Below are 18,963 nucleotides of genomic sequence, written 5' to 3'. Positions count from 1 at the left end.
GCCAGGACGTCTGCGAACACCGCTGTTCGCAGTGCTACCGTCCGGTCCATGCCGAGCAGCCCCGCTCCCGCCACCGCGCCCCGGATCACCCCCGGCGGACGCCGCGAGGTCGGGCTGCCGACCTGGGGCTTCGCGCAGGTCGCCGGACTGGTGACCGGCACCCGCGCGCCGCACCTGTTCCTGACCCTCGGCCGCCACCGCAAGCTGTTCTGGGGCTGGCTGCGGTTCGCCGGACGGCTGATGCCCGGCGGGCTGCTGCCGCGGCGCGAGACCGAGCTGGTGATCCTGCGCGTCGCCCACCTGCGCGGCTCGCAGTACGAGTTCGAGCACCACGTCCGGCTCGGCCGCCGCGCCGGGCTCGGCCCCGCCGACGTCCGGCGCGTGGTCGAGGGTCCCGACGCCGCCGGCTGGGGCCCGCGCGAGCGGCTGCTGCTGCGGACCGCCGACCGGCTGCTGGAGCAGCGCGACCTCGACGACGCCGCCTGGGACGAGCTGCGCGCCAGCCTCGACGAGCGCGAGGCGATCGAGCTCTGCATGCTCGTGGGCCACTACGACATGCTTGCGACCGTGCTCAACACGCTCCGGATCCAGCCCGACCAGCCGCGCCGGGGCCCGCGGGCCCGTGGCTGACGTCCGCACCCAGCTGCCGCGCGGCCGCCACGGGCTCAGCCGCGAGGAGGTCGTCCGCTCGCAGCGCGACCGGATCCTGCTCGCGATGGCCGAGGCGATGGCGGAGAACGGCTACGTCGGGACCTCGGTCGCCCAGATCATCCGCCGCGCCGGGGTCTCGCGCGAGACCTTCTACGAGCAGTTCAGCTCCAAGGAGGACTGCTTCACGGGCGCCTACGCGCGCGCGGTCGAGCTGCTGCTGGGCCGGATCGGCGGTGCCGGCGTGCTGACGCCCCCGGCCGACGGCGCGCCCGAGCCGAGCCGCCGCCAGCGGGTCGACGCGCTGCTCCGGGCCTACCTCGACGCGCTCGCCTCGGAGCCGGCCTTCGCGCGGCTGTTCCTGATCGAGGTCTACGCGGTCGGCCGCGGCGCGATCGCCCGCCGGATCGAGCAGCAGGCGACCTTCGTCGAGCTGGTCGTCCAGGTCCTCGGGGCGCGGACGGCGGAGCAGCGGTTCGCCTGCGAGGCGCTGGTCGCGGCGATCAGCTCGATGGTCACGGCGCGGCTGGCGCTCGACGACCTCGACGGCCTGCGCGAGCTGCACGGCCCGCTGCTGGAGCTGCTCGACCGGCTCTCGCCGCTGTTCGACGACTGACGGCTGTCACGAACGGCCGCGCTCGTTCGTCGGAGGAGCGATGCCCGACCCCGACCCCCAGCGGCTCGACGCGCTGCGCCGGCACGCGTTCGCCGTCGCCTACCGGATGCTCGGCAGCGTCGCCGACGCCGACGACGTCGCCCAGGAGGCGCTGCTGCGGCTGACCCGCCAGCCCGCCGCGCCCGACAACCCCGTCGCCTGGCTGACGACCGTCGCCACCCGGCTGGCGATCGACCAGCTGCGGGCGGCCCAGGTCCGCCGCGAGCGCTACGTCGGTCCGTGGCTGCCCGACCCGATCCTGGAGGACCCCGGCCCCGGCCCGGCCGCCAGCGCCGAGCTGGCCGACTCGCTGTCGCAGGCGCTGCTGGTGGCGCTCGAGCGGCTGACCCCGGTCGAGCGGGCGGCGTTCCTGCTCCGCGAGGCGTTCGACTACGACTACGCGGCGATCGCCGGCGTCGTCGACCGCAGCGAGGAGCACGCCCGCCAGCTGGTCAGCCGTGCCCGCAAGCACCTGGCGGCGACCCGGCCCCGCTTCGATCCCGACGAGGCGGCGCGCGAGCGGCTGCTGGAGCGGTTCCTGGCCGCCGCCGACGACGGCGACCTGGCCGGGCTGGAGGCGCTGCTGGCCGACGACGCCGTGCTCTGGTCGGACGGCGGCGGCCGGGCGGTGGCGGCCCGCAAGCCGATCCTCGGTGCCGCCAAGGTCGCGCGGTTCATGGTCGGGACCGCCCGCAAGCGCCACGAGCTGGGCATCTTCGACCAGCAGCTGGTGCGCGTCAACGGCCAGCCGGGCCGGCTGCTGCGCGACCCCGCCGGCGCGGTCTGGGACGTGCTGGCGATCGACGTCGTCGACGGGCGGATCGCCGGCGTCCGGATCGTCCGCAACCCGCAGAAGCTGGCCCACCTCTGAGCGGGTGTCACGGACGGCGGCGGTCGCCCGTCGATGCTGCATGACCCACGAGATCACCCCCCGCCTGAACCTGGCCGACCACGCCGGCGGCCCGCTGGCCGCGATGGTCCGCGTCGAGGAGCGGATCCAGCTCGACCGCACCATCCGCGAGCTGGTCAAGGTCCGCGCCTCGCAGATCAACGGCTGCGCGTTCTGCCTCGACATGCACTGGACCGAGGCCCGCGCCGCCGGCGAGAGCGAGCTGCGGCTGGCGCAGCTGAACGCCTGGGGCGAGAGCCCGGTCTTCGACGACCGCGAGCGGGCCGCGCTGGCCCTGACCGAGGCGATGACCCACGTCTCCGCCACCCACGTCCCGGACGAGGTGTGGGCCGAGGCCGCCGCGCGGTTCTCGGAGCAGGAGCTGGCCCACCTGACCTTCGCGATCGGCGCGATCAACCTCTGGAACCGGGTCCAGGTGGCGACCCGCGCGCTGCCGGCCAGCGCGGCGGCGCCGGCCGCCGCGGCCTAGCGTCCGGCCCCCGCCCGCTGTGACGTTCCGGTCGCCGAACGACCGGAACGTCGCGGTCGGCGGCCGAACCGCGAGCCCCTCAGTTGACCGCCCGGTCGCGGTCGCCCCAGTAGGCCTTCCGCAGCGCCGGCTTGTCGTGCTTGCCGACGGCGGTCAGCGGGATCGCCTCGACCAGGTCGACCGACTTCGGGGCGACGACGGCGCCCTTCTTCTCCTTGACCCAGGCGATCAGCTCCTCCGGGGTCACGGCCGACGGGTCGTCGGGGACCACCACCGCCTTGACCGTCTCCCCCCACTTCTCGTCGGGGATCCCGATCACGCAGGCGTCGCGCACGTGCGGGTGCTGGAAGAGCGCCTGCTCGACCTCCTTCGGGTACACATTGAACCCGCCGGAGATGATCATGTCCTTCTTGCGGTCGACGATGTGGATGAAGCCGCGGGCGTCGCGCTTGGCGATGTCGCCGGTGTGCAGCCAGCCGTCGACCAGCGTCTCCGCCGTCTGCTCGGGCAGGTTGCGGTAGCCGAGCATCACGTGCGGGCCGCGGGCCACGATCTCGCCCGGCTCGTCGACCGGGCACTCGTTGCCCTCGCCGTCGACCACCCGCACGTCGGCGATCGTCACCGGCCGCCCGCACGAGCCGAGGATCGAGAGGTCGCCCGAGGCGATCGCGTCGGCGTGGTCGGCGCGGCTCAGCACGCAGAGCTGGTTCGGGGCTTCGGTCTGCCCGTAGAGCTGGGTGAAGACCGGGCCGAAGCGCTCGATCGCCTGCAGCAGCCGCTCGCGGCCCATCGGCGCCGCCCCGTAGACCACGGCCCGCAGGCTGGAGAGGTCGCGCTGCGCCAGGTCCGGCTGGTCGAGGATCACGTAGAGCATCGTCGGCACCAGCAGCGTCGCCGTCACCCGCTCCTGCTCGATCGCGTCGAGCAGCTGCTGCGGATCGAAGCCGCCGAGCACCAGGTTGGTGCCGCCGCGCATCCAGACCGGCACGCAGAACATGCCGCTGGCGTGGGTCAGCGGGGCGGCGTGGGCGAAGACCTCGCGCTCGCCGAGGCCCATCTCCAGCGCCTCGGAGAGGAACGCCGCCACCAGCGCCGACTGGGTGTGCTGGACGCCCTTCGGCCGGCCGGTGGTGCCGCCGGTGTAGAAGACCGCGGCCAGGTCGGTCGGGGCCGGCGGGTCGTCGAGCGGGGCGTCCTCCTGGGCCTCGACCAGCGCCGTCAGCTCGTGGCCGCCGTCGAGCGCCGAACCCGGCTCGGCGGCGATCAGGTGCTCGACCGCGCTGTCGGCGACGATCGTGGCGGCGCGGTCGCGGAAGCCGGCGTCGTGGACCAGCGCCCGCGCCCCCGAGTCGCGGACCACGTGGGCCAGGTCCTCCTCGGCCATCCGCGCGTTCAGCGGCACGATCGCCAGCCCCGACCAGAGCGTGGCGTAGAAGACCGACAGCAGCTCGACCCGGTCGCCGGAGAGCAGCGCCACCCGGTCGCCCCGCTCGAGGCCGAGCGCGCGGAGGGCGCGGCCGGCGCGGCGGACGCCGGCGCCCAGCTCGGCGTAGGTCACCCGGCGGTCGCCGTGGATCACCGCGATCCGGTCCGGATAGGCGCGCACGCTGCGCTCCAGCAGCTCGCCGACGGTCTGGTGCAGCAGCGCGTTGGTCTCCACGACCGCGACGCTACGGCGGCGACCGGGGCGGCGGGAATGGCGCGTTCGCTGCGCCGGGCGGGGGCCGCTTGACGGTTTCCGACAACGCCGCCGCTGACGGCGTCCGCGGTAGCCCATGGTCCCATCGCCGCCGCCCGCCCGTGGGTCGCGGTCCCACCCTCACGCGCGCGCGGGCGGCTTAGTGTCGCTGGCGGGGAACGTTCGCATCCGGACGGGGGCCCAGGAGGAGACGTGACCGCAGCACCGGCGACCGACAGCGCGACCGCGGAGATCCGCGACGCGGCCCAGCGACTCGACCTCGAGCAGGTGACGCGGGCCCTGACCGAGCGCGTGCTCGCCGACGCGTTCCCCGATCGCGCCGACGACGCCGCGTTCGCCGCGCTGGCCGAGCGCAGCGTCCGCGACCAGGTGCTGACGCTGCGGGCGATCCTGACCGGCGCGGTCCGGGTCCAGGACACCCGCCCGCGGCCGGGAGCGCTGGCCTTCGCCGGGGCGGTCGCCGAGCTGCGGCTGCCCGCGAGCCGCCTGGAGGGCGCCTACCGGGCCGGGCAGAACAGCTTCTGGTCGGCCTGGTTCCGGGTCGCGCGCGACCACGCCCAGCGCTCCGGACGGCCGCTCGACGACTACCTGGAGTGGCCCAGCACCCAGCTCTTCGCCTACATCAACCACACGCTGACGCCGGTCCTGGCCCAGCACGAGCGGGTCGCCACCGCCCGCCGCGCCGGCCGCGAGCACCTGCGCGACATCGTCCTCCGCGACCTGCTGGAGGGGCGGCTCGGGACGCCGGCCGAGTTCGAGCCGGTGCTCGGCTACCGGGTCGGCGGCAACCACCTGTTCCTGCTCCTGCGGACCGGCGGCGATGCCCGGCCCGACGCGCTGGCCGCCCGCCTGCGCGAGACGGTCTCCGCCGCCGACCTGCTGCTGCACCGCGACGGGCTCCACGACTGGGGCCTCTGGCTGGGTGCGCCGGAGCCGTTCCGCGCGCCGGCGATCGGGCGCCTGACGCGGGCGCTCGGCGGCGTCGGCCGGGCCGCGATCGGCGGCCCCGGGAGCGGCGTCGAGGGCTTCCGGAGGACCCGCGCCCAGGCGCTCCAGGCCGCCCGCGTGCAGGCCGCGCTCGGCGACGACGCGCCGGCGGTCGTCCACGAGGCCGACGTCCGACTCGAGGCGCTGCTGCTCGACGACCGCGAGCGCGCGGCCGCCTTCGTGGCCGCCGAGCTCGGCCCGCTGGCCGAGGAGGACGAGCGCGCCGAGCGGCTGCGGGAGACGCTGCTGGCGTGGTTGGCGAGCGGCTCGCACGTCTCCGCCGCGGCGACGCTCGGGGTCCACGAGCACACGGTCCGCAACCGGATCCGCGAGATCGAGGGGCTGCTGGCCGCCCCGGTCGCCGGCCGCCGGGCCGAGCTGCAGGTCGCGCTGCGGCTGCACCGCGTGCGCCGCGGATCCCGTTGAGGGGCGGGAGCACGATGACGGACGAGCGCACACCCGCAGCCGCCGACGAGCCCCACGACGAGGGGTTCCGGGCCCGTTTCTCGCTCGAGGTCTGTGCCGCCGGCACATCGCCCGCGGCGCCCGGTGGACGGTCGCCCCTTCCCATCCGCGAGCCGACGCGTTCTAATGCGCTGGTGGACCGCGTCCCCGACGGGGTCCGGGAGGGAGGAACGATGCAGACCAGCGCACGTGCGTCGCTCGAGATCGAGCTGGCCGCCACCGACGGCGTGCTCGCCGCGCCCGCGACCGCCGTGATCGTGCCCAATCCGGGCCGCGAGATCATCGCGGGGATGGTCGACGTGCACCCGAACCACGGGGTGCACATGGCGCTCAACGTCCACGACCGGATCCCCGAGCTGGGTGGTTTCACCGACCAGCGGTCGCTGTTCGCCGAGACCGAGGCCAGCTGCGCCGCGAACATCGAGCAGATCGTCCAGCTGCTGAACGCCGGCCGCCCGGCGACGTCGTTGATGGTGCCCGAGGCCGCGCGCGAGTACGCGATCGGGCTGGTCCACCGCCGGATCCCGCTGGCGGTGCTGCTGCGGGCCTACCGGGTCGGGCAGAACTTCCTCTGGTCGAGCGCGTCGCGCCACCTGCGCGAGGTCGCGCCCGAGGACGACGTGGTGCTGCCGACGCTCGAGGCGCTGGCCGGCTTCCTCTTCGAGTACGTCGACGTGATCTGCGACGAGCTGGTCGACGCCTACCACCAGGAGCGCGACCGCTGGGTGCGGACCGCGGCCGCCGTCCGCGCCGAGACCGCCCGCGAGCTGATCGACGGCGCCGCGCTCGACGAGCAGGTCGCCTCCAGCCGGCTCGGCTACTCGCTGCGCAACCACCACGTCGGCCTGGTGCTGTCGAGCGAGGGTGCTCTCGGCAGCGGCTCGGCCTACCGCTCGCTGGAGAAGGAGGCGACCGAGGCCGCGCTGGCGCTCGGCTGCCGCGAGCCGCTGCTGGTGCCGGCCGGCGCCTCGGTCCTGTGGGCGTGGTGCGGGACGATCCAGCCGCCGACCCCCGACGCGCTCAGCCGGCTGGAGCGGTTCCAGCCGCGCGAGGGCGTGCGGATCGCGATCGGCCGGCCGGCGTTCGGGATCGAGGGCTTCCGGGTCACCCACAGCGAGGCCCAGCACGCGGCGCGGCTGTGGACGCAGACCAGCGGCGCGACCGGGCGCACGATCTCCTACCGCTCGGTCGAGCTGGTCTCGCTGCTGGCCTCGGACGCCGACCGCGCCCGCCGCTTCGTGACCGGCGAGCTGGGGCCGCTGGCCGCCCGCGAGGACGGTGCCGCGCGGCTGCGCGAGACGCTGCTCTCGTTCCTCGCCCACGGCGGCAGCCACCTGCTGGCTGCCGAGGCGCTGCACCTGCACAAGAACACGGTCTACACCCGGGTGCGGCGGGCGGAGCAGATCCTCGGGACCCAGATCGCCCACCGCCGGGTCGAGCTGCAGACGGCGCTGATGCTGGCCGTGACGCTCGGCGACGAGGTGCTGTCGGACTGACCGCGGCGGTGGCGGCGTCAGTCGCCGTCGCCGTCCGGCTCGCGACCGCGGGTCAGCAGCCCGTCGACCTCGCGCGAGTAGGCGGCGCCGAGCACGAACAGGATCGCCCCGACCGCGAAGACGACGGCGACGGCGGTCTGGTCCTCGGTCCAGGCGAGGGCGGAGAAGGCGACCGCGAAGGCGGCGAGGAAGAACGGCCGCGCGTTCTCGATCAGGTTGGTGGTGTGGTGGGCGATCTCGTGGACGTCGGTCTCGCGCAGGGCCTGGGCGGTGGCGCTGGCCGCCTGGGTGACCCGATCGCCGACGGCCCGCGCGCCGCCGGCCGCCTTGTCCGCCAGCCGGCCGCTGGCGGTGGTGCCGGTGCCGGTGGAGCTGCCGTCGGAGGTGCCGGCGGCGGTCGGCGGGACGTCGGCCTCCCCCGCGTCGACGGGGCCGTCCGGGCGATCTTCGACGGCGTCGGCTTCGGGAGCGATCGCGGGGTCCGGCCCCCGGTCGGCCACGCGGGTCGGCTCGTCGTCGTCGGTCGTGGGGGGATCGCCGGCCATCGCCTGACCGTAGCGGGCCGCCCGGCGGCGCCGACCGGTGGTCTCGTGCGCCGTGACGACCCCGTAACCTGCCCGGAATGCCGCGCCTGCGACTGGTCCCGAGGTCCGCATGGGTCGCGCTGTTGCTCGTGCTGCTCGTGGGGGGCGGAATCCGGTTCGCGCAGGCCCGTGATCCGATCCCGGCCAAGGAGCTGTCGACCGACGCGCGGTCCTACAAGACCCTCGCGCAGCACCTGGCCCTGACCGGGAACTACTCCGGCACCAACGGCAAGGTGAAGGCGCTGCACTGGCCGCCGGCGACGCCGCACGTGTTCGCGCTGGCCTACAAGCTGCAGCCGGGCAAGCACCCGGCGGGGCGCGAGGACACGCGGGTCTTGAACTACGCGCAGTGGGCGATCTCGACCACGACGATCCTGGTGCTGTTCGTGCTCGGGTGGGTGCTGGCAGGGCCATGGACGGGGGTGATCGCGGCGGCGTTCCTCGCCCTCTACCCCCCCGCGTTCTGGGGACCGAGCAACCTGCTCTCCGAACCCCTCGGGGCGCTGATGGTCACCTCGGCCTTCACCGCGGTCGCGCTGGCCTGGCGCACGCGGATCCTCGCCTGGTGGGGCACCGCGGGGGCGCTCTTCGGTGGCGTGTTGTTGACCCGCACCGACCTGCTGTTCGTGCCGGCGCTGGTGGCCGTGCTGGGACTGGTCGTGCTCGGCAACACCGTCTCGTGGCGGCGGGGCCTGATGGCCAGCGGGGCGTTGTTGGCGTGCTGCGCGATCGTGGTGCTGCCGTGGACGATCCAGGCCTCCGACACCGCGGGCAAGCTGACGCCGGTGACCAGCGGCGGCGGCTCGGCGTTCTTCGTCGGCACCTACCTGCCCGGCAACGGCTCGACGTACGACATGAAGTACGCGATGCTCGACCAGATCCGCGCCCGCCACCCCGCGTTCAAGGACCGCAACTACAAGCAGATCCCGGCCGCGGTCGTGCTCGACGACGTCGCTCAACGCCACCCCCACCTCGACCGCGACGCCGCGCTGATGAAGGAGGCCAAGAAGAACCTCCGCGACGCCGTCCTCCACCACCCCGTCGAGCTGGCCGGAATGTTCTCCTTCAAGATCGGGAAGATGTGGTTCCGCGCCACGCTGGGCGGATCGAGCACCCCGATGCCGCTGCTGCGGATCTACCACGTGATCCTGATCCTGGCCGCCTTCTTCGGCCTCCTCTACGCCCTGCTACGCCGCCGCGACCCCGCAATCGGCGCGATCCTGATCGGCATCGCCACCGCCACCGGCGTCCACATGATCGCCGTCGCCCACGGCCGCTACAACCTGCCCCTGATGCCAATCCTGATCGCCGCCGGCGCCGCGGGCTGGACCCTGATGGTGCGCGACTGGCGGCAGCGGCGAAGGGCACGCGCGGCAGGCGGGGCGGCCGGTCCCGCGACCGCCTAGGGCTGGCGCACCGCGGGCCGTGAGGAGGCCGCGCCCCACGACGCGAAACGGCGCGCCGCCCCTCGAGGGACGACGCGCCGCATCAGGAGGCACCGACCGGAATCGAACCGGTGTACACGGCTTTGCAGGCCGCTGCGTAGCCACTCCGCCACGGTGCCCCGGGCTGTGCAGGGTAGCGCGCCGAGCGGCGTTCCCGCCCCCACGCCGGCCCCCCGCGACCCGCGCCGCGCACCCCCGCGTCCGGTGCTACTCTTCCGGCTCGCTTTGCGCGATTAGCTCAGTTGGTTAGAGCGCACGCTTGACATGCGTGAGGTCACAAGTTCGAGTCTTGTATCGCGCACCTCTGGAAAGGCCCCGCATCGCGGGGCCTTTCTGCGTTCTGGGGTGATGCGGGGCGCGAGCGCCTACGCGCCAGGGATGGGGTTCGTGGCCCGTTCGTGGCCCAATCACGCCCTGGCCCGGCCGCGTTCGGGCCATACCTAGACGCCCGAGCCATACTTTTCGAACGTGAGCACGGCCAAGGTCTACAGCAAGGGTCAGGTCACGATTCCGAAAGCGGTTCGCGAGGCGGCCGGGATCGACATCGGCGATCGCGTCGTCATCGAGGCGCGCGGCGACGAGGTCGTGCTGCATCGCGCGCGCGGCGTCCTGGAGTTCCAGCCGCCGCAAGCGGCGGCCCCCGCGGCGCGCCCGTGGCCCGAGGTGCGACAGGCGGCTCGTGAGGATCGCGCGGCGCGGCGAACCGCCGAGCCGTCGTGATCGTCGGCACGAACGTCCTGCTGCGGATCCTCGACGGCGGCACCGGCGAGCACGCAACGGCGGCCCGGGCGCGGGTGCAGGCGGCGCGCGAGACGGGCGAGACGCTTCGCGTGTTCGCCGCGACGGTCCTGGAGGTGGCGTTCGTCCTGGAGAGCGCCCGGACCGGCTACGGCTGGAGCCGCGATGCGGTCGCCGCAGCGGTGCGCGCCGTCGCCGACGAACCGGCGTTCGAAGTCGAGCACGGCGACGCCCTGCGGTTCGCGGCGGCGTCTTACCGCGACCGCAAGGTCGACCTGCACGACTGCTACCTCGACGCGCTCGCGAACCAGCTCGGAACGCGCGTGCTGTCGTTCGACGACGACCTACGGAAGCTGGGCAGCGGCGAGCGGCCGTAGGCCCGCGGCGACGACTGATCGCCGGGCCGGCTTCCTCTGCCGGACGGACCTACATCTCGATCTTCCTCCGCGCCAACCAATTCGCCGTGAAGTGGGTGATGAGCCAGGTCGGCCAGGCCGGCTCGCGGATGACGATGGATGTCTACGCCCAGCTGGAACAGCTAGTCGACCGGTCGCACGGGGAGAACTTCGACCGGTTGTTGGGGCGGCGGCATAGGCGTCTTGGTCCTATCGGTAGCGATCAACGCCACCGAGCGCCCTCGCGGCTGCAGAGCTGTCACGCCGCTACCGATCTCTCTTGTCCTCCCAAGAGACACCGCGTCGCGCCGCTCCGACCAGCTGCCCGAACTCTTCGCACCACCTCCGATGCGCAAGGTGCTCGTCCCCGGTACGGAACTCGTGACCGAACCGAGGATCCGCTGGACGACGACCAAGAGAATCGATCCCCTCGATGCGACCATCGGCATAGGCAATGGCGAACTGGGCCCCGGGCGTCAGCGAGCGTGGATCCGGCATGAGCAGGTGCTCGTCACCGACAGCTCTCCACGTCATTCGCGCATTGCGTTCTGGATAGAGCCATTCCTCGTGGACGGCGGCGATGTGCCTGTAGGCGCGCTTCTTGATGATCCAATTGATCATGAGCACTTCACGCTCGGCAAGGTCTCGACGGGTCTGCACATCGTGGAAGTTGAAGAGCGTGCTACGGAACAGCTCAGGATTGGGGCGGGTGGCCAACGGCGAACGATGCGGACTACATGCCCATGCTTGGTTGGTCAAGATCAAGAGCCTTTCACTGGACAGTGGGAAGATCGTGTGGGTTCCCTGAAGACGTATGTCCGGCTCATTCGGGCCCTTGGACCAGAGTGGATTCCCTGGGGCGCACGCTTGGTTGTAGACCGTGACCGGGTGGTCGGAGATGATGAACTTCGTCGACGACGCAGAAGCATCTGCGATCTGCCAGACAGACTCGGCCCAGATCGCGCCGTAGAGCGAACGGAGTTCGGGCATGCGGGCGAGAACGTCCTTACGATCCGACGTTCGGACCTGCGTGGCAAGCCAGTCAAGGCCCTTCGGGGTCCGCAGCTTCTGTGTGCTCATGTACATCATCAGGTCCGTGAGCGCGGAACCGCTCACCCGATCATGATCGAACCGATCGAAGAACGCGACGGCATCTTTCCCGCGTCGGTCGATCTCACCGAAGAAGACCCGTTCGAGTTCACGGGACTCCACACCGGCGACACGCGTCGTGTAGAGGTCGTCGATCGCGAAGCACCTCCGAGTTCCCGTTCGACGAAGTGCCTTGCGTTGCCGCCGGACGCCCCTGCCGTCGCGAAAGAACTCTGGCTTTAGATCGAGCAGATATAGCTCGCGGTCAGCCTGATCTTCTGGCAAGAAGCGCCGCTGATACCACTGTGGAACGAAGTGGTTGCTTGTGTATTCCGCCGACATAGTTGTGACGAGCGCGCGTATGGTCTGTCGACCGCGGGCGAAGGGGCAGGCGGGCACGCGTTCCGGGTCACCAAGCCCGATTCGCTCGACCCGTTCTCGGCCACCTGGCTGGCGGCCGACATTGGGGACGAGTCCGGGAGTCGCTCAGCTACAAGCACTTTGAGCCGACCACCGGCCACCGGCGTCTTGCCACCAGTTCTCGAAACGAGTCCGCGCCGCAACCGCGTCGCTCCCGGGAAGCTCGGCGACTGTGAAGACCCGATTTGGGTCGTTCGGAACTGGCCCGACGAACGCGTTCACTGACGGACCAACATGGAGCGCGGTTTCACCGCAGATCCAGAAGCGATCGTGCGACGAGGAGTTGATAGGGAACCATCGGACCTCGACGCCCTCGGGGAGTGGCGGACGCCGGCGCTTCTTTTGGATTCGGTCCCGTGAGGGGTCCTTGCCTATAGCCCGAACAGATCGTCCGAGCGCGCCAAGATACTCGACCACAGCCTCGATACCTCCGAGCTTAGGTTGGTCCCAGGCTATATAGGGATCGATGATGAGCAGTTCACCATTGCGGCACGAGAGACGCCAGCGTAGGTACTCCCGGAACGAGGATGCGCCCGACGAGCGCCAACGAGTCATCTCGGATGAGGCTGCGACATGCCTTGAGATTGCGGTGCGAATCGCCGCATCCTGCTCGGCATGTGTTGATCTGATGTCGTCTCCAATTATCGATGTCGTTCCAGGATCATGTGGATCATCAAGGTGGGCAATCGTGAGATGAACGCTTTCCACGCGAGTGCTGACCGGACGCTCGTCGAGCATTCGTCCGCCGGGCGCACGCAGAGATACGCCGAAGTCGACGTGTCGTACGCTTTTCGCAAGTCGAGCTCTAAACACCCGCTCGCGCGGACCGCGATGACGCAGATCTTCGCTAGGGACCTCATCTGGAGGAAGACTCGCGAGCGGCACTTCGATCTCCGGGAGGCGAAGCCCTTCGACCGCGTGCTCCAACGTGAGGGAGCAGCCCAAGAGATCAATAGCGTCGGGATCCCAACCGAGAGCCACGTGGATCGAATCGCGGTCGTCGCCGGGCATCAGATCCACGATCCATGCATCGCCTTTGACGCGTCCTACCGCTAGGCATGGCGGCGGAGGACCAAGCGACGGAAACCATGTGATCCCGAGAAGCTCGTAGGGCCAGAAAGTCAAGCTCCGTTGCTTCCACAGGCGGACACGGTCCCGCCCTCGCGGCACCTGGGGCGGGAGACACAGGTCCCACGAGACTCGTGCGTCACCGTCCACCACGGGCATCGGGGTTGAGACATTCAATGAGGCAATGACGACCTCCGTCGGGCACTCGATTCCATCCACCACATGATGCGCGGCATGTTCGCCTTCGGTGGCCAGAAACACGGTCGGTCCGAATTCACCGATCGCAGCGACGTATCTCTCAAGTTGAATGTCGATCGCGCCGGCCGCAAGGTCCGCAAGCACGGCTTCCCACGCCGACTCCGCAATCGGAAGTCGGATTGCGCGAATCCCGGGAGTCGGTTCTATGACGAATCGTGGTCCAGGGTCCAGTAGTTCTTCGTGGCGCGAGCCGCGATTCGAAGGGCGCTGTTGCCGCCAGCGGCGCCAACTCGTTGTGGCGATTTCGGCCGGCACGGTCAGCAATGACGCTGCAGCAAGATGCCAGAGTCCGCCCGATCGGACCGCGATTGCTGAAAGGACTGCCGATTCCGAAGCAGATGGCCGGAGGTGGGCGGGCACCGAAAGCACATACCGAGTCTGCCCCGTGCGGCGGACGAGTGCCGTTTGGGACATCGCATCTCGCAGCGCCATGACGTGCTCGTCGGGCGGTCTGGCGGTTCTCTGGGACACCGAAGCGCGCTGTCGACTTGCCCCGGTGCGTCAGCCCGCGTTAAGGCCACGACCACCCGCCCCATGGCCTTCCGCGTTCTGGGGTCGTGTGGGAGCGAGCGCCTACGCGCCAAGGATGGGGTTCGTGGCCCGCTCGTGGCCCAATCGGCCTGCGTACGCCGCCTGCGGCTCGGCAGGGGGCCCGCGAAGGCCGAATGGCAGGGACGATCGCCCACGCCAGGCGAAGTAGGAATCGAAGGTATTACTCGCTACGCTGCGACTATGCGCGTCACGAGCAAGGGGCAGGTCACGATCCCGCAGCACGTTCGGCGTCGACTCGGGATCGAGCCGGGCAGCGAGGTCGAGTTCGAGTTGGACGCGGACGGCGCCCGTCTGGTGCGACGCGCGAGCGATGACGGCCAGGCGCTGGTCGAGCGGATGCGCGGTCGCGCGTCGACGCGGATGAGTACCGACGAGATCATGGCGCTGACCCGCGGGGAGGGCTGAGGGTGGCCCGCGGGACCGTCGTCGACGCGAACGTCTTGCTGGACCTGTTCACCGACGATCCGCACTGGGGCGAGTGGTCCGCCGGGCAACTCGCGCTGGCGTTCGACGCTGGCCCGGTCGTGATCAACCCGCTGATCTACGCGGAACTGTCGGTCGGCTTCGACCGAGTCGAGGACCTTGAGGACGCTCTCCCGGACCGGATCCAGCGCGAGGACCTTCCGTGGGATGCGGGCTTCCTGGCCGGGCGGTGCGTCCTCCGCTACCGCCGCGGCGGCGGTGCGAAGCGCTCGCCGCTCCCGGACTTCTACATCGCCGCGCACGCAGCGGTCACCGGGCGTGTCCTGCTCACGCGGGACCGGTCGCGCCACCTGGACCTGCTGCCGCAACTGCACGTGATCGCTCCCGAATAGCGGAGACGGCAGCTTCGGCCGCAGCGCGCCGCGCGCCGTCGATCCCCGGCCCCTTGGCTTCCGATTCCTGGCCCAAACCACCGCGCTGACCCCGAGACCACCTCTAGTCGCGTACGTCTATTGGCTGTACGCTAGGTCCATGGCTGATCTGAAGGACACCCGCTGGACGTTGCGCGTGACCGAGCCGGCCGACCAGGTGGTGCGGGCTGCGGCACTGACCGCGCACCGCAACCTGACCGACTTCGTCGTCGGTGCCGCGGTCGACGAGGCGGAGCGCGTGCTCGCCGATCGCACCCGGTTCGTGCTCGACGAGCCAACGTGGTCGGCGTTCGTGGACTTGCTCGATCGCCCTGCTCGCGAGCCCGACGGCCTCCGCGAGCTGCTGACGACCGACAGCGTCTTCGACTGATCGCGTGGGCTACGCCCGTCCCCGGCCGCTGGCCACGCACGACGACCTGGCCGCGTTCGCGTGCGGCGAGCCGGCGCTGGACGGCTGGCTCGCGCGTCATGCGCGCTCCAGCCACGCCAGCGGCGGGGCGCGGGTGTTCGTCACCACCCACTCCGACGAGCCGTCGCGGGTGGTCGGCTACTACGCGCTGGCCGCCGCATCGATCGAAGCGACCGACGCGACCGCCCGCGTCTTGAAGGGGCAGCCGCGGGAGCGCGCGGTGCCGGCGGTGCTGCTTGCCCGTCTGGCGGTGGACGGCGACCATCAGGGGCAGCGCGTCGGCCGCTCGCTGCTGCGCGACGCGATGCTGCGTGTGGTCGGAGCCAGCGACCCGATCGGGATCCGTGTGCTGCTTGTGCACGCCAAGCACGAACGAGCTCGGGCCTGGTATCAGCGCTATGGCTTCGAGCCCTCACCCACCGATCCCCTGCACCTGCTGCTGCTCCTGAAGGACCTCAAGCGGGTCCTCGCGAGCGATCTGCCGTGAGTCCTGTGCCGAGCTGCTCGGCTCGGGGCTGCCAAGGACGACGGCTTCGCGACGTCATCGTGCTGCGGATCGACCATCGGCGCGACGTGTACCGCCCGCTCTGAGGTCCTGCATCACGCTCCCCGCTCCCGACCGACCGATGACTTTCCCCCACCCCGCCGGTCTCTACCCCCAGATGCCGATCGACCGGAGAATGGCGCTGTGCGGAAACTGACCTTCGCGATGAACGTGAGCCTGGACGGATACACCGCTGCGCCCGGCGACGACCTCGGCTGGAGCACGCCGGACGACGAGCTGTTCCAGTGGTGGTCCGACCGGGTGGCCGCGACGGAGCTCGCCCTCTACGGACGCCGGCTGTGGGAGACGATGAACGGCCACTGGCCGACCGCCGACCAGCAGCCGGGCGTCACGCCGGCGGAGGTCGAGTACGCCCACCGCTGGCGGGCGATGCCGAAGGTGGTCTTCTCCTCGACCATCACCTCGGTCGACGGCAACGCTCGCCAGGTCAGCGGCGACGCCGTCACCGAGATCGCGCGGCTCAAGGCGGAGGACGGCGGCCCGATCGACATCGCCGGGGCTACCCTCGCCGCCACCGCCATGCGGGCCGGGCTGATCGACGAGTACGTGGTCGTCGCCCATCCGGTCCTGGTCGGCGGCGGCACGCCGTTCTTCACCGCCCTCGACCGCTGGGTCCCGCTGGCCCTGGCCGAGACCCGCACCTTCCCCAGCGGCGTGGTCCTGACCCGCTACGAAGCGGTCACCGGGGCCGGATCACCGTCGTGACCCGGCCCCGGCGGGGGGCCGTCCCGGCACGTGGGTCAGCGTGCGGGGGCGACCGCGGCCCGGGGGGTGGTCCGGACCGCGCGGACGGCGATCGAGAGCGGATGTCGCCCCTCTCGTGGTGGTCGGTCGCCGTCCACGTTGGTCGGACGTTCCGCGGCCCCCGGCGCGGGGGCGGGTCCGTCCGCAAGTCGTCGCCGTCCCGGGTGGACCGCCGGCACCGCAGCGGTCCACACCGGGACGAGCGCTCACCCGGTCCGACCGGGTGCGCGCCGCTCAGCGGCTCCCCCGCCGGCCGCACGGCGCGGTACTGGTTCGGCTCGCCCGTGGAGGACCGAGCCCGGCGCCCACCGGGTCGTGCGCGCGGACGCCGGCAAGGGCATGGCACGCACCCGTCGTCGACGGTCGCCATCCCGTGGTCGGTCTCACCTGGCCCTCCGCATCGTCGGTCGCTCCGGGCGGAACCGACGGCGGTCCCACCACCGATCGAGGCTAGGCCACGTCGGGGATCTCGTCAGCCCGTCGGCGACGATTCACCTGGGTGAAACTCGTCAGGCGCCGTCGAGGCGGCCGTAGAAGACCCGCCAGGCGACCTGGGTCAGGGCCTTCGCCAGCCGCTCGTCACCGCAGCCGTCGTCGACCCGGACGTGCTGGGTGATGTTGCGCTCGACCGACCAGGCGACCGCATTGGCGACCGCCTCGGCGTCGATCGCGGGATCGACCAGGCCGATCGTCTGCTCGTTGCGCAGCCGCTGCTCGAGCGCCGAGCCGAAGCCGCCGATCCGGGCCCGCCAGTACTCGTCGGCGGCCGGTTCGTAGCCGGCGACCTCGGCCAGCGCCTGGAGCGCCGGGGCGTGGGCGCGGTACTGGGCGACGATCAGGGCCATCGTCCGCTCGAGACCGGCGACGCCCGCCTCGTTGCTCTGGACCCAGCGGTCGGCCTCGTCGAAGATCGCCTCGCTGGCGCTCTCGGCCAGCCGGATCAGCAGGTCGATCTTGTCGCGGAAGTGGACGTAGAACGTCGACCGCGCGATCCCCGCCTCCTCGGCGATCCGCAGCACCCCCAGCTCGGTGTAGCTGGCGCCCTCGTTCAGCAGCCGCTCGACGGCGGCGAACACCTGCTCCTCGACGGCGTCGCGGCGCTCGCGGGCGACGGACGGGCGGCGGGTGATCGACGGCACGGAACGACCCTACCCGGAGCGCGGGCGGAGCGCGCCCGCGGCCCTGAGGCGGCGTCGCACGCGGCCGGGCGCAGCGTCAGCGGCCGCCGACCCTCGCACCACCGCCCCCGCCTCAGCAACCCTCGTCGACGACCGCCGCCGCACCCTCGGTGCAGTCGACGACGTGGCCGGCGGTCGCCCGTTGGAGCAGCCGGTAGAGCGTCTGCCGCTCCTCGCCGTCGAGCGCGCCGAGGACCTCGCCCTCGACGCCGGCCAGCGCCCGCTCGGCCCGGTCCAGCCGCTCGCGACCGGCGGCGGTCAGGGCGACGATGTGGCGGCGGCGGTCCTCGGTCGAGCGGGTGCGGGCGACCAGGCCCTCCTGCTCCAGCTCGTTGAGCAGGCCCACCAGGTTGGTGCGGTCGATCTGGAGCGCCGCGGCCAGCGCCTGCTGGGTGCCCTCGCCGTGGTCCCGCAGCACCGTCAGCGTCACCAGGTGCCGCGGCCGCAGCCCGAGCGGCGCCAGCGCCGACTCGGCACGCAGGCGCATCCGCCGCGCCAGGTGGTCGAGCAGCGCGGCGGAGCCGTGGACGCCGGGGTCGGTGGAGGGCACGGAGGCGATCAGCCGAGTCTAGATCAGCCCTCCCCCGGCCCTGCCGCGCAGGGGCATAAAAGTGACCTGCTACAACTCGTTTGCGTTTCACCAACGATCAGTGGAGAGCAACGAATGTCGTCCCACCTGCTGCACATCGACTCGAGCATCCAGGGCGAGCGGTCGGTCAGCCGCGCGCTGACCGCCCGCGCCGCCGCCCGCTGGCGGGCCGCCCATCCCGACGGCACCGTCGTCCACCGCGACCTCGGCGCCGACCCGGTCCCCCACCTCGACGCCGCCGGCGGCACCGCCCGGATGCTGCCGCCCGACCAGCACAGCCCCGCCCAGGCCGCCTCGTTCGCGCGCTCGCGGGAGCTGATCGGCGAGATCGAGCGGGCGACGACCGTCCTGCTCGGGCTGCCGCTCTACAACTTCGGCGCCCCCAGCAGCGTCAAGGCCTGGGTCGACCACCTGATCGCCCCCGGCCTCTCGATCGATCCCGAGACCGGCGCCGGGCTGCTCGGCGGCCGCGAGTTCCTGGTCGTCGCCTCGCGTGGGGGCGGCTACGACCCCGGCACCCCGCGCCACGGCTGGGACCACGCCGAGGCCTGGCTGCCCCACGGCGTCAGCCTGACCGGGCTCGAGCCGCGCTTCATCACCGCCTCGCTGACCCTCGCCGACGTCAACCCGCAGATGGCCGACCTGCGCGGCCTGGCCGCCGACAGCCTGGCCGCCGCCGAGCGCGAGATCGACGGCCTCTGGACGCCGGTCGCCGCCTGACCCGCGACGGGGCGGCGACCACCCGC

At 72.0% G+C, this 18,963-nt stretch carries 21 protein-coding genes and 2 tRNA genes; 17 read left to right on the top strand and 6 right to left on the bottom strand.

The genetic code is table 11. The annotated features are described in order from the left end of the window. The first annotated feature begins 48 nt into the window (after positions 1-48). Genes SH587_RS07805 through SH587_RS07790 form a run of 4 tightly spaced genes read left to right on the top strand, consistent with a single transcriptional unit; the run spans position 49 to position 2,682 of the window. Positions 49-630 (top strand): carboxymuconolactone decarboxylase family protein, encoded by a 582-nt coding sequence (locus SH587_RS07805; protein ID WP_320670021.1) that lies wholly within the window; start codon positions 49-51, stop codon positions 628-630. Then, a complete protein-coding gene (locus SH587_RS07800; protein ID WP_320670020.1) occupies positions 623-1,264 on the top strand; it encodes a TetR/AcrR family transcriptional regulator in 642 nt (213 codons plus the stop codon). The genes SH587_RS07805 and SH587_RS07800 overlap by 8 nt, the downstream gene beginning before the upstream one ends. Positions 1,265-1,304: 40 nt before the next feature. Next, positions 1,305-2,174: an RNA polymerase sigma factor SigJ gene (gene sigJ, locus SH587_RS07795; RefSeq protein WP_320670019.1), complete on the top strand. Its 870-nt coding sequence runs from the start codon at positions 1,305-1,307 to the stop codon at positions 2,172-2,174. Between the two features lie 40 nt (positions 2,175-2,214). Further along, positions 2,215-2,682, top strand: coding sequence for a carboxymuconolactone decarboxylase family protein (locus SH587_RS07790; RefSeq protein ID WP_320670018.1), 468 nt, complete (start codon positions 2,215-2,217; stop codon positions 2,680-2,682). Between the two features lie 79 nt (positions 2,683-2,761). On the opposite strand, the gene SH587_RS07785 is transcribed toward SH587_RS07790, so the two are convergent. Continuing rightward, a complete protein-coding gene (locus SH587_RS07785) occupies positions 2,762-4,342 on the bottom strand; it encodes an AMP-binding protein (protein ID WP_320670017.1) in 1,581 nt (526 codons plus the stop codon). Between the two features lie 231 nt (positions 4,343-4,573). Between SH587_RS07785 and SH587_RS07780 the strand changes: the two genes are divergently transcribed. Both SH587_RS07780 and SH587_RS07775 read left to right on the top strand, forming a co-directional pair. After that, the gene (locus SH587_RS07780; RefSeq protein WP_320670016.1) at positions 4,574-5,794 is read left to right on the top strand and encodes a PucR family transcriptional regulator; all 1,221 of its coding nucleotides are present in this window, start codon (positions 4,574-4,576) and stop codon (positions 5,792-5,794) included. A gap of 212 nt (positions 5,795-6,006) precedes the next feature. Further along, on the top strand, positions 6,007-7,329 hold the full coding sequence (locus SH587_RS07775; protein WP_320670015.1) for a PucR family transcriptional regulator: 1,323 nt from the start codon (positions 6,007-6,009) through the stop codon (positions 7,327-7,329). Between the two features lie 17 nt (positions 7,330-7,346). On the opposite strand, the gene SH587_RS07770 is transcribed toward SH587_RS07775, so the two are convergent. Next, positions 7,347-7,874 carry a hypothetical protein gene (locus SH587_RS07770; protein ID WP_320670014.1) on the bottom strand — a complete coding sequence of 176 codons (528 nt, stop codon included), beginning with the start codon at positions 7,872-7,874 and terminating at the stop codon, positions 7,347-7,349. Positions 7,875-7,951: 77 nt separating this feature from the next. Between SH587_RS07770 and SH587_RS07765 the strand changes: the two genes are divergently transcribed. Beyond that, entirely contained in the window at positions 7,952-9,319 is a 1,368-nt protein-coding gene (locus SH587_RS07765; RefSeq protein ID WP_320670013.1) for a glycosyltransferase family protein, read from the top strand. An 87-nt stretch (positions 9,320-9,406) separates the two neighbouring features. On the opposite strand, the gene SH587_RS07760 is transcribed toward SH587_RS07765, so the two are convergent. Further along, positions 9,407-9,477: transfer RNA gene (locus tag SH587_RS07760), tRNA-Cys, on the bottom strand. A 108-nt stretch (positions 9,478-9,585) separates the two neighbouring features. Between SH587_RS07760 and SH587_RS07755 the strand changes: the two genes are divergently transcribed. From SH587_RS07755 to SH587_RS07745, 3 genes are all read left to right on the top strand, one after another. Then, positions 9,586-9,659: transfer RNA gene (locus SH587_RS07755), tRNA-Val, on the top strand. A gap of 167 nt (positions 9,660-9,826) precedes the next feature. Next, positions 9,827-10,078, top strand: a complete 252-nt coding sequence (locus SH587_RS07750; protein WP_320670012.1) for an AbrB/MazE/SpoVT family DNA-binding domain-containing protein — start codon at positions 9,827-9,829, stop codon at positions 10,076-10,078. Then, positions 10,075-10,473 (top strand): PIN domain-containing protein, encoded by a 399-nt coding sequence (locus SH587_RS07745; protein WP_320670011.1) that lies wholly within the window; start codon positions 10,075-10,077, stop codon positions 10,471-10,473. Before SH587_RS07750 ends, SH587_RS07745 begins: the two co-directional genes overlap by 4 nt. 285 nt (positions 10,474-10,758) lie before the next feature. On the opposite strand, the gene SH587_RS07740 is transcribed toward SH587_RS07745, so the two are convergent. Continuing rightward, positions 10,759-11,979 carry a DUF4238 domain-containing protein gene (locus tag SH587_RS07740; protein WP_320670010.1) on the bottom strand — a complete coding sequence of 407 codons (1,221 nt, stop codon included), beginning with the start codon at positions 11,977-11,979 and terminating at the stop codon, positions 10,759-10,761. Positions 11,980-12,663: 684 nt separating this feature from the next. Here SH587_RS07740 and SH587_RS07735 point away from each other — a divergent pair. From SH587_RS07735 to SH587_RS07710, 6 genes are all read left to right on the top strand, one after another. After that, positions 12,664-13,056, top strand: coding sequence for a hypothetical protein (locus SH587_RS07735; RefSeq protein ID WP_320670009.1), 393 nt, complete (start codon positions 12,664-12,666; stop codon positions 13,054-13,056). Positions 13,057-14,058: 1,002 nt separating this feature from the next. Continuing rightward, positions 14,059-14,283 (top strand): AbrB/MazE/SpoVT family DNA-binding domain-containing protein, encoded by a 225-nt coding sequence (locus tag SH587_RS07730; protein ID WP_320670008.1) that lies wholly within the window; start codon positions 14,059-14,061, stop codon positions 14,281-14,283. Positions 14,284-14,285: 2 nt separating this feature from the next. Beyond that, positions 14,286-14,693 (top strand): type II toxin-antitoxin system VapC family toxin, encoded by a 408-nt coding sequence (locus SH587_RS07725; RefSeq protein ID WP_320670007.1) that lies wholly within the window; start codon positions 14,286-14,288, stop codon positions 14,691-14,693. Positions 14,694-14,832: 139 nt separating this feature from the next. Next, positions 14,833-15,102: a type II toxin-antitoxin system TacA family antitoxin gene (locus SH587_RS07720; protein WP_320670006.1), complete on the top strand. Its 270-nt coding sequence runs from the start codon at positions 14,833-14,835 to the stop codon at positions 15,100-15,102. A 4-nt stretch (positions 15,103-15,106) separates the two neighbouring features. Then, entirely contained in the window at positions 15,107-15,628 is a 522-nt protein-coding gene (locus SH587_RS07715; protein WP_320670005.1) for a GNAT family N-acetyltransferase, read from the top strand. Positions 15,629-15,829: 201 nt separating this feature from the next. Next, positions 15,830-16,411 (top strand): dihydrofolate reductase family protein, encoded by a 582-nt coding sequence (locus SH587_RS07710; protein WP_320670004.1) that lies wholly within the window; start codon positions 15,830-15,832, stop codon positions 16,409-16,411. Between the two features lie 548 nt (positions 16,412-16,959). Here SH587_RS07710 and SH587_RS07705 read toward each other — a convergent pair. Further along, a complete protein-coding gene (locus SH587_RS07705; protein ID WP_320670003.1) occupies positions 16,960-17,589 on the bottom strand; it encodes a TetR/AcrR family transcriptional regulator in 630 nt (209 codons plus the stop codon). 112 nt (positions 17,590-17,701) lie between these two features. After that, a complete protein-coding gene (locus tag SH587_RS07700) occupies positions 17,702-18,178 on the bottom strand; it encodes a MarR family winged helix-turn-helix transcriptional regulator (protein ID WP_320670002.1) in 477 nt (158 codons plus the stop codon). Positions 18,179-18,292: 114 nt separating this feature from the next. On the opposite strand from SH587_RS07700, the gene SH587_RS07695 reads away from it, so the two are divergent. After that, positions 18,293-18,937 carry an FMN-dependent NADH-azoreductase gene (locus tag SH587_RS07695; protein WP_320670001.1) on the top strand — a complete coding sequence of 215 codons (645 nt, stop codon included), beginning with the start codon at positions 18,293-18,295 and terminating at the stop codon, positions 18,935-18,937. Positions 18,938-18,963: the final 26 nt, after the last annotated feature.

The sequence above is a fragment of the Patulibacter defluvii genome, from assembly GCF_034096925.1.
GTDB classification, from domain to species: domain Bacteria; phylum Actinomycetota; class Thermoleophilia; order Solirubrobacterales; family Solirubrobacteraceae; genus Patulibacter; species Patulibacter defluvii.
The sequence above is the reverse complement of the archived record's forward strand: the minus strand, read 5'-3'. Positions and strand labels throughout refer to the sequence as shown.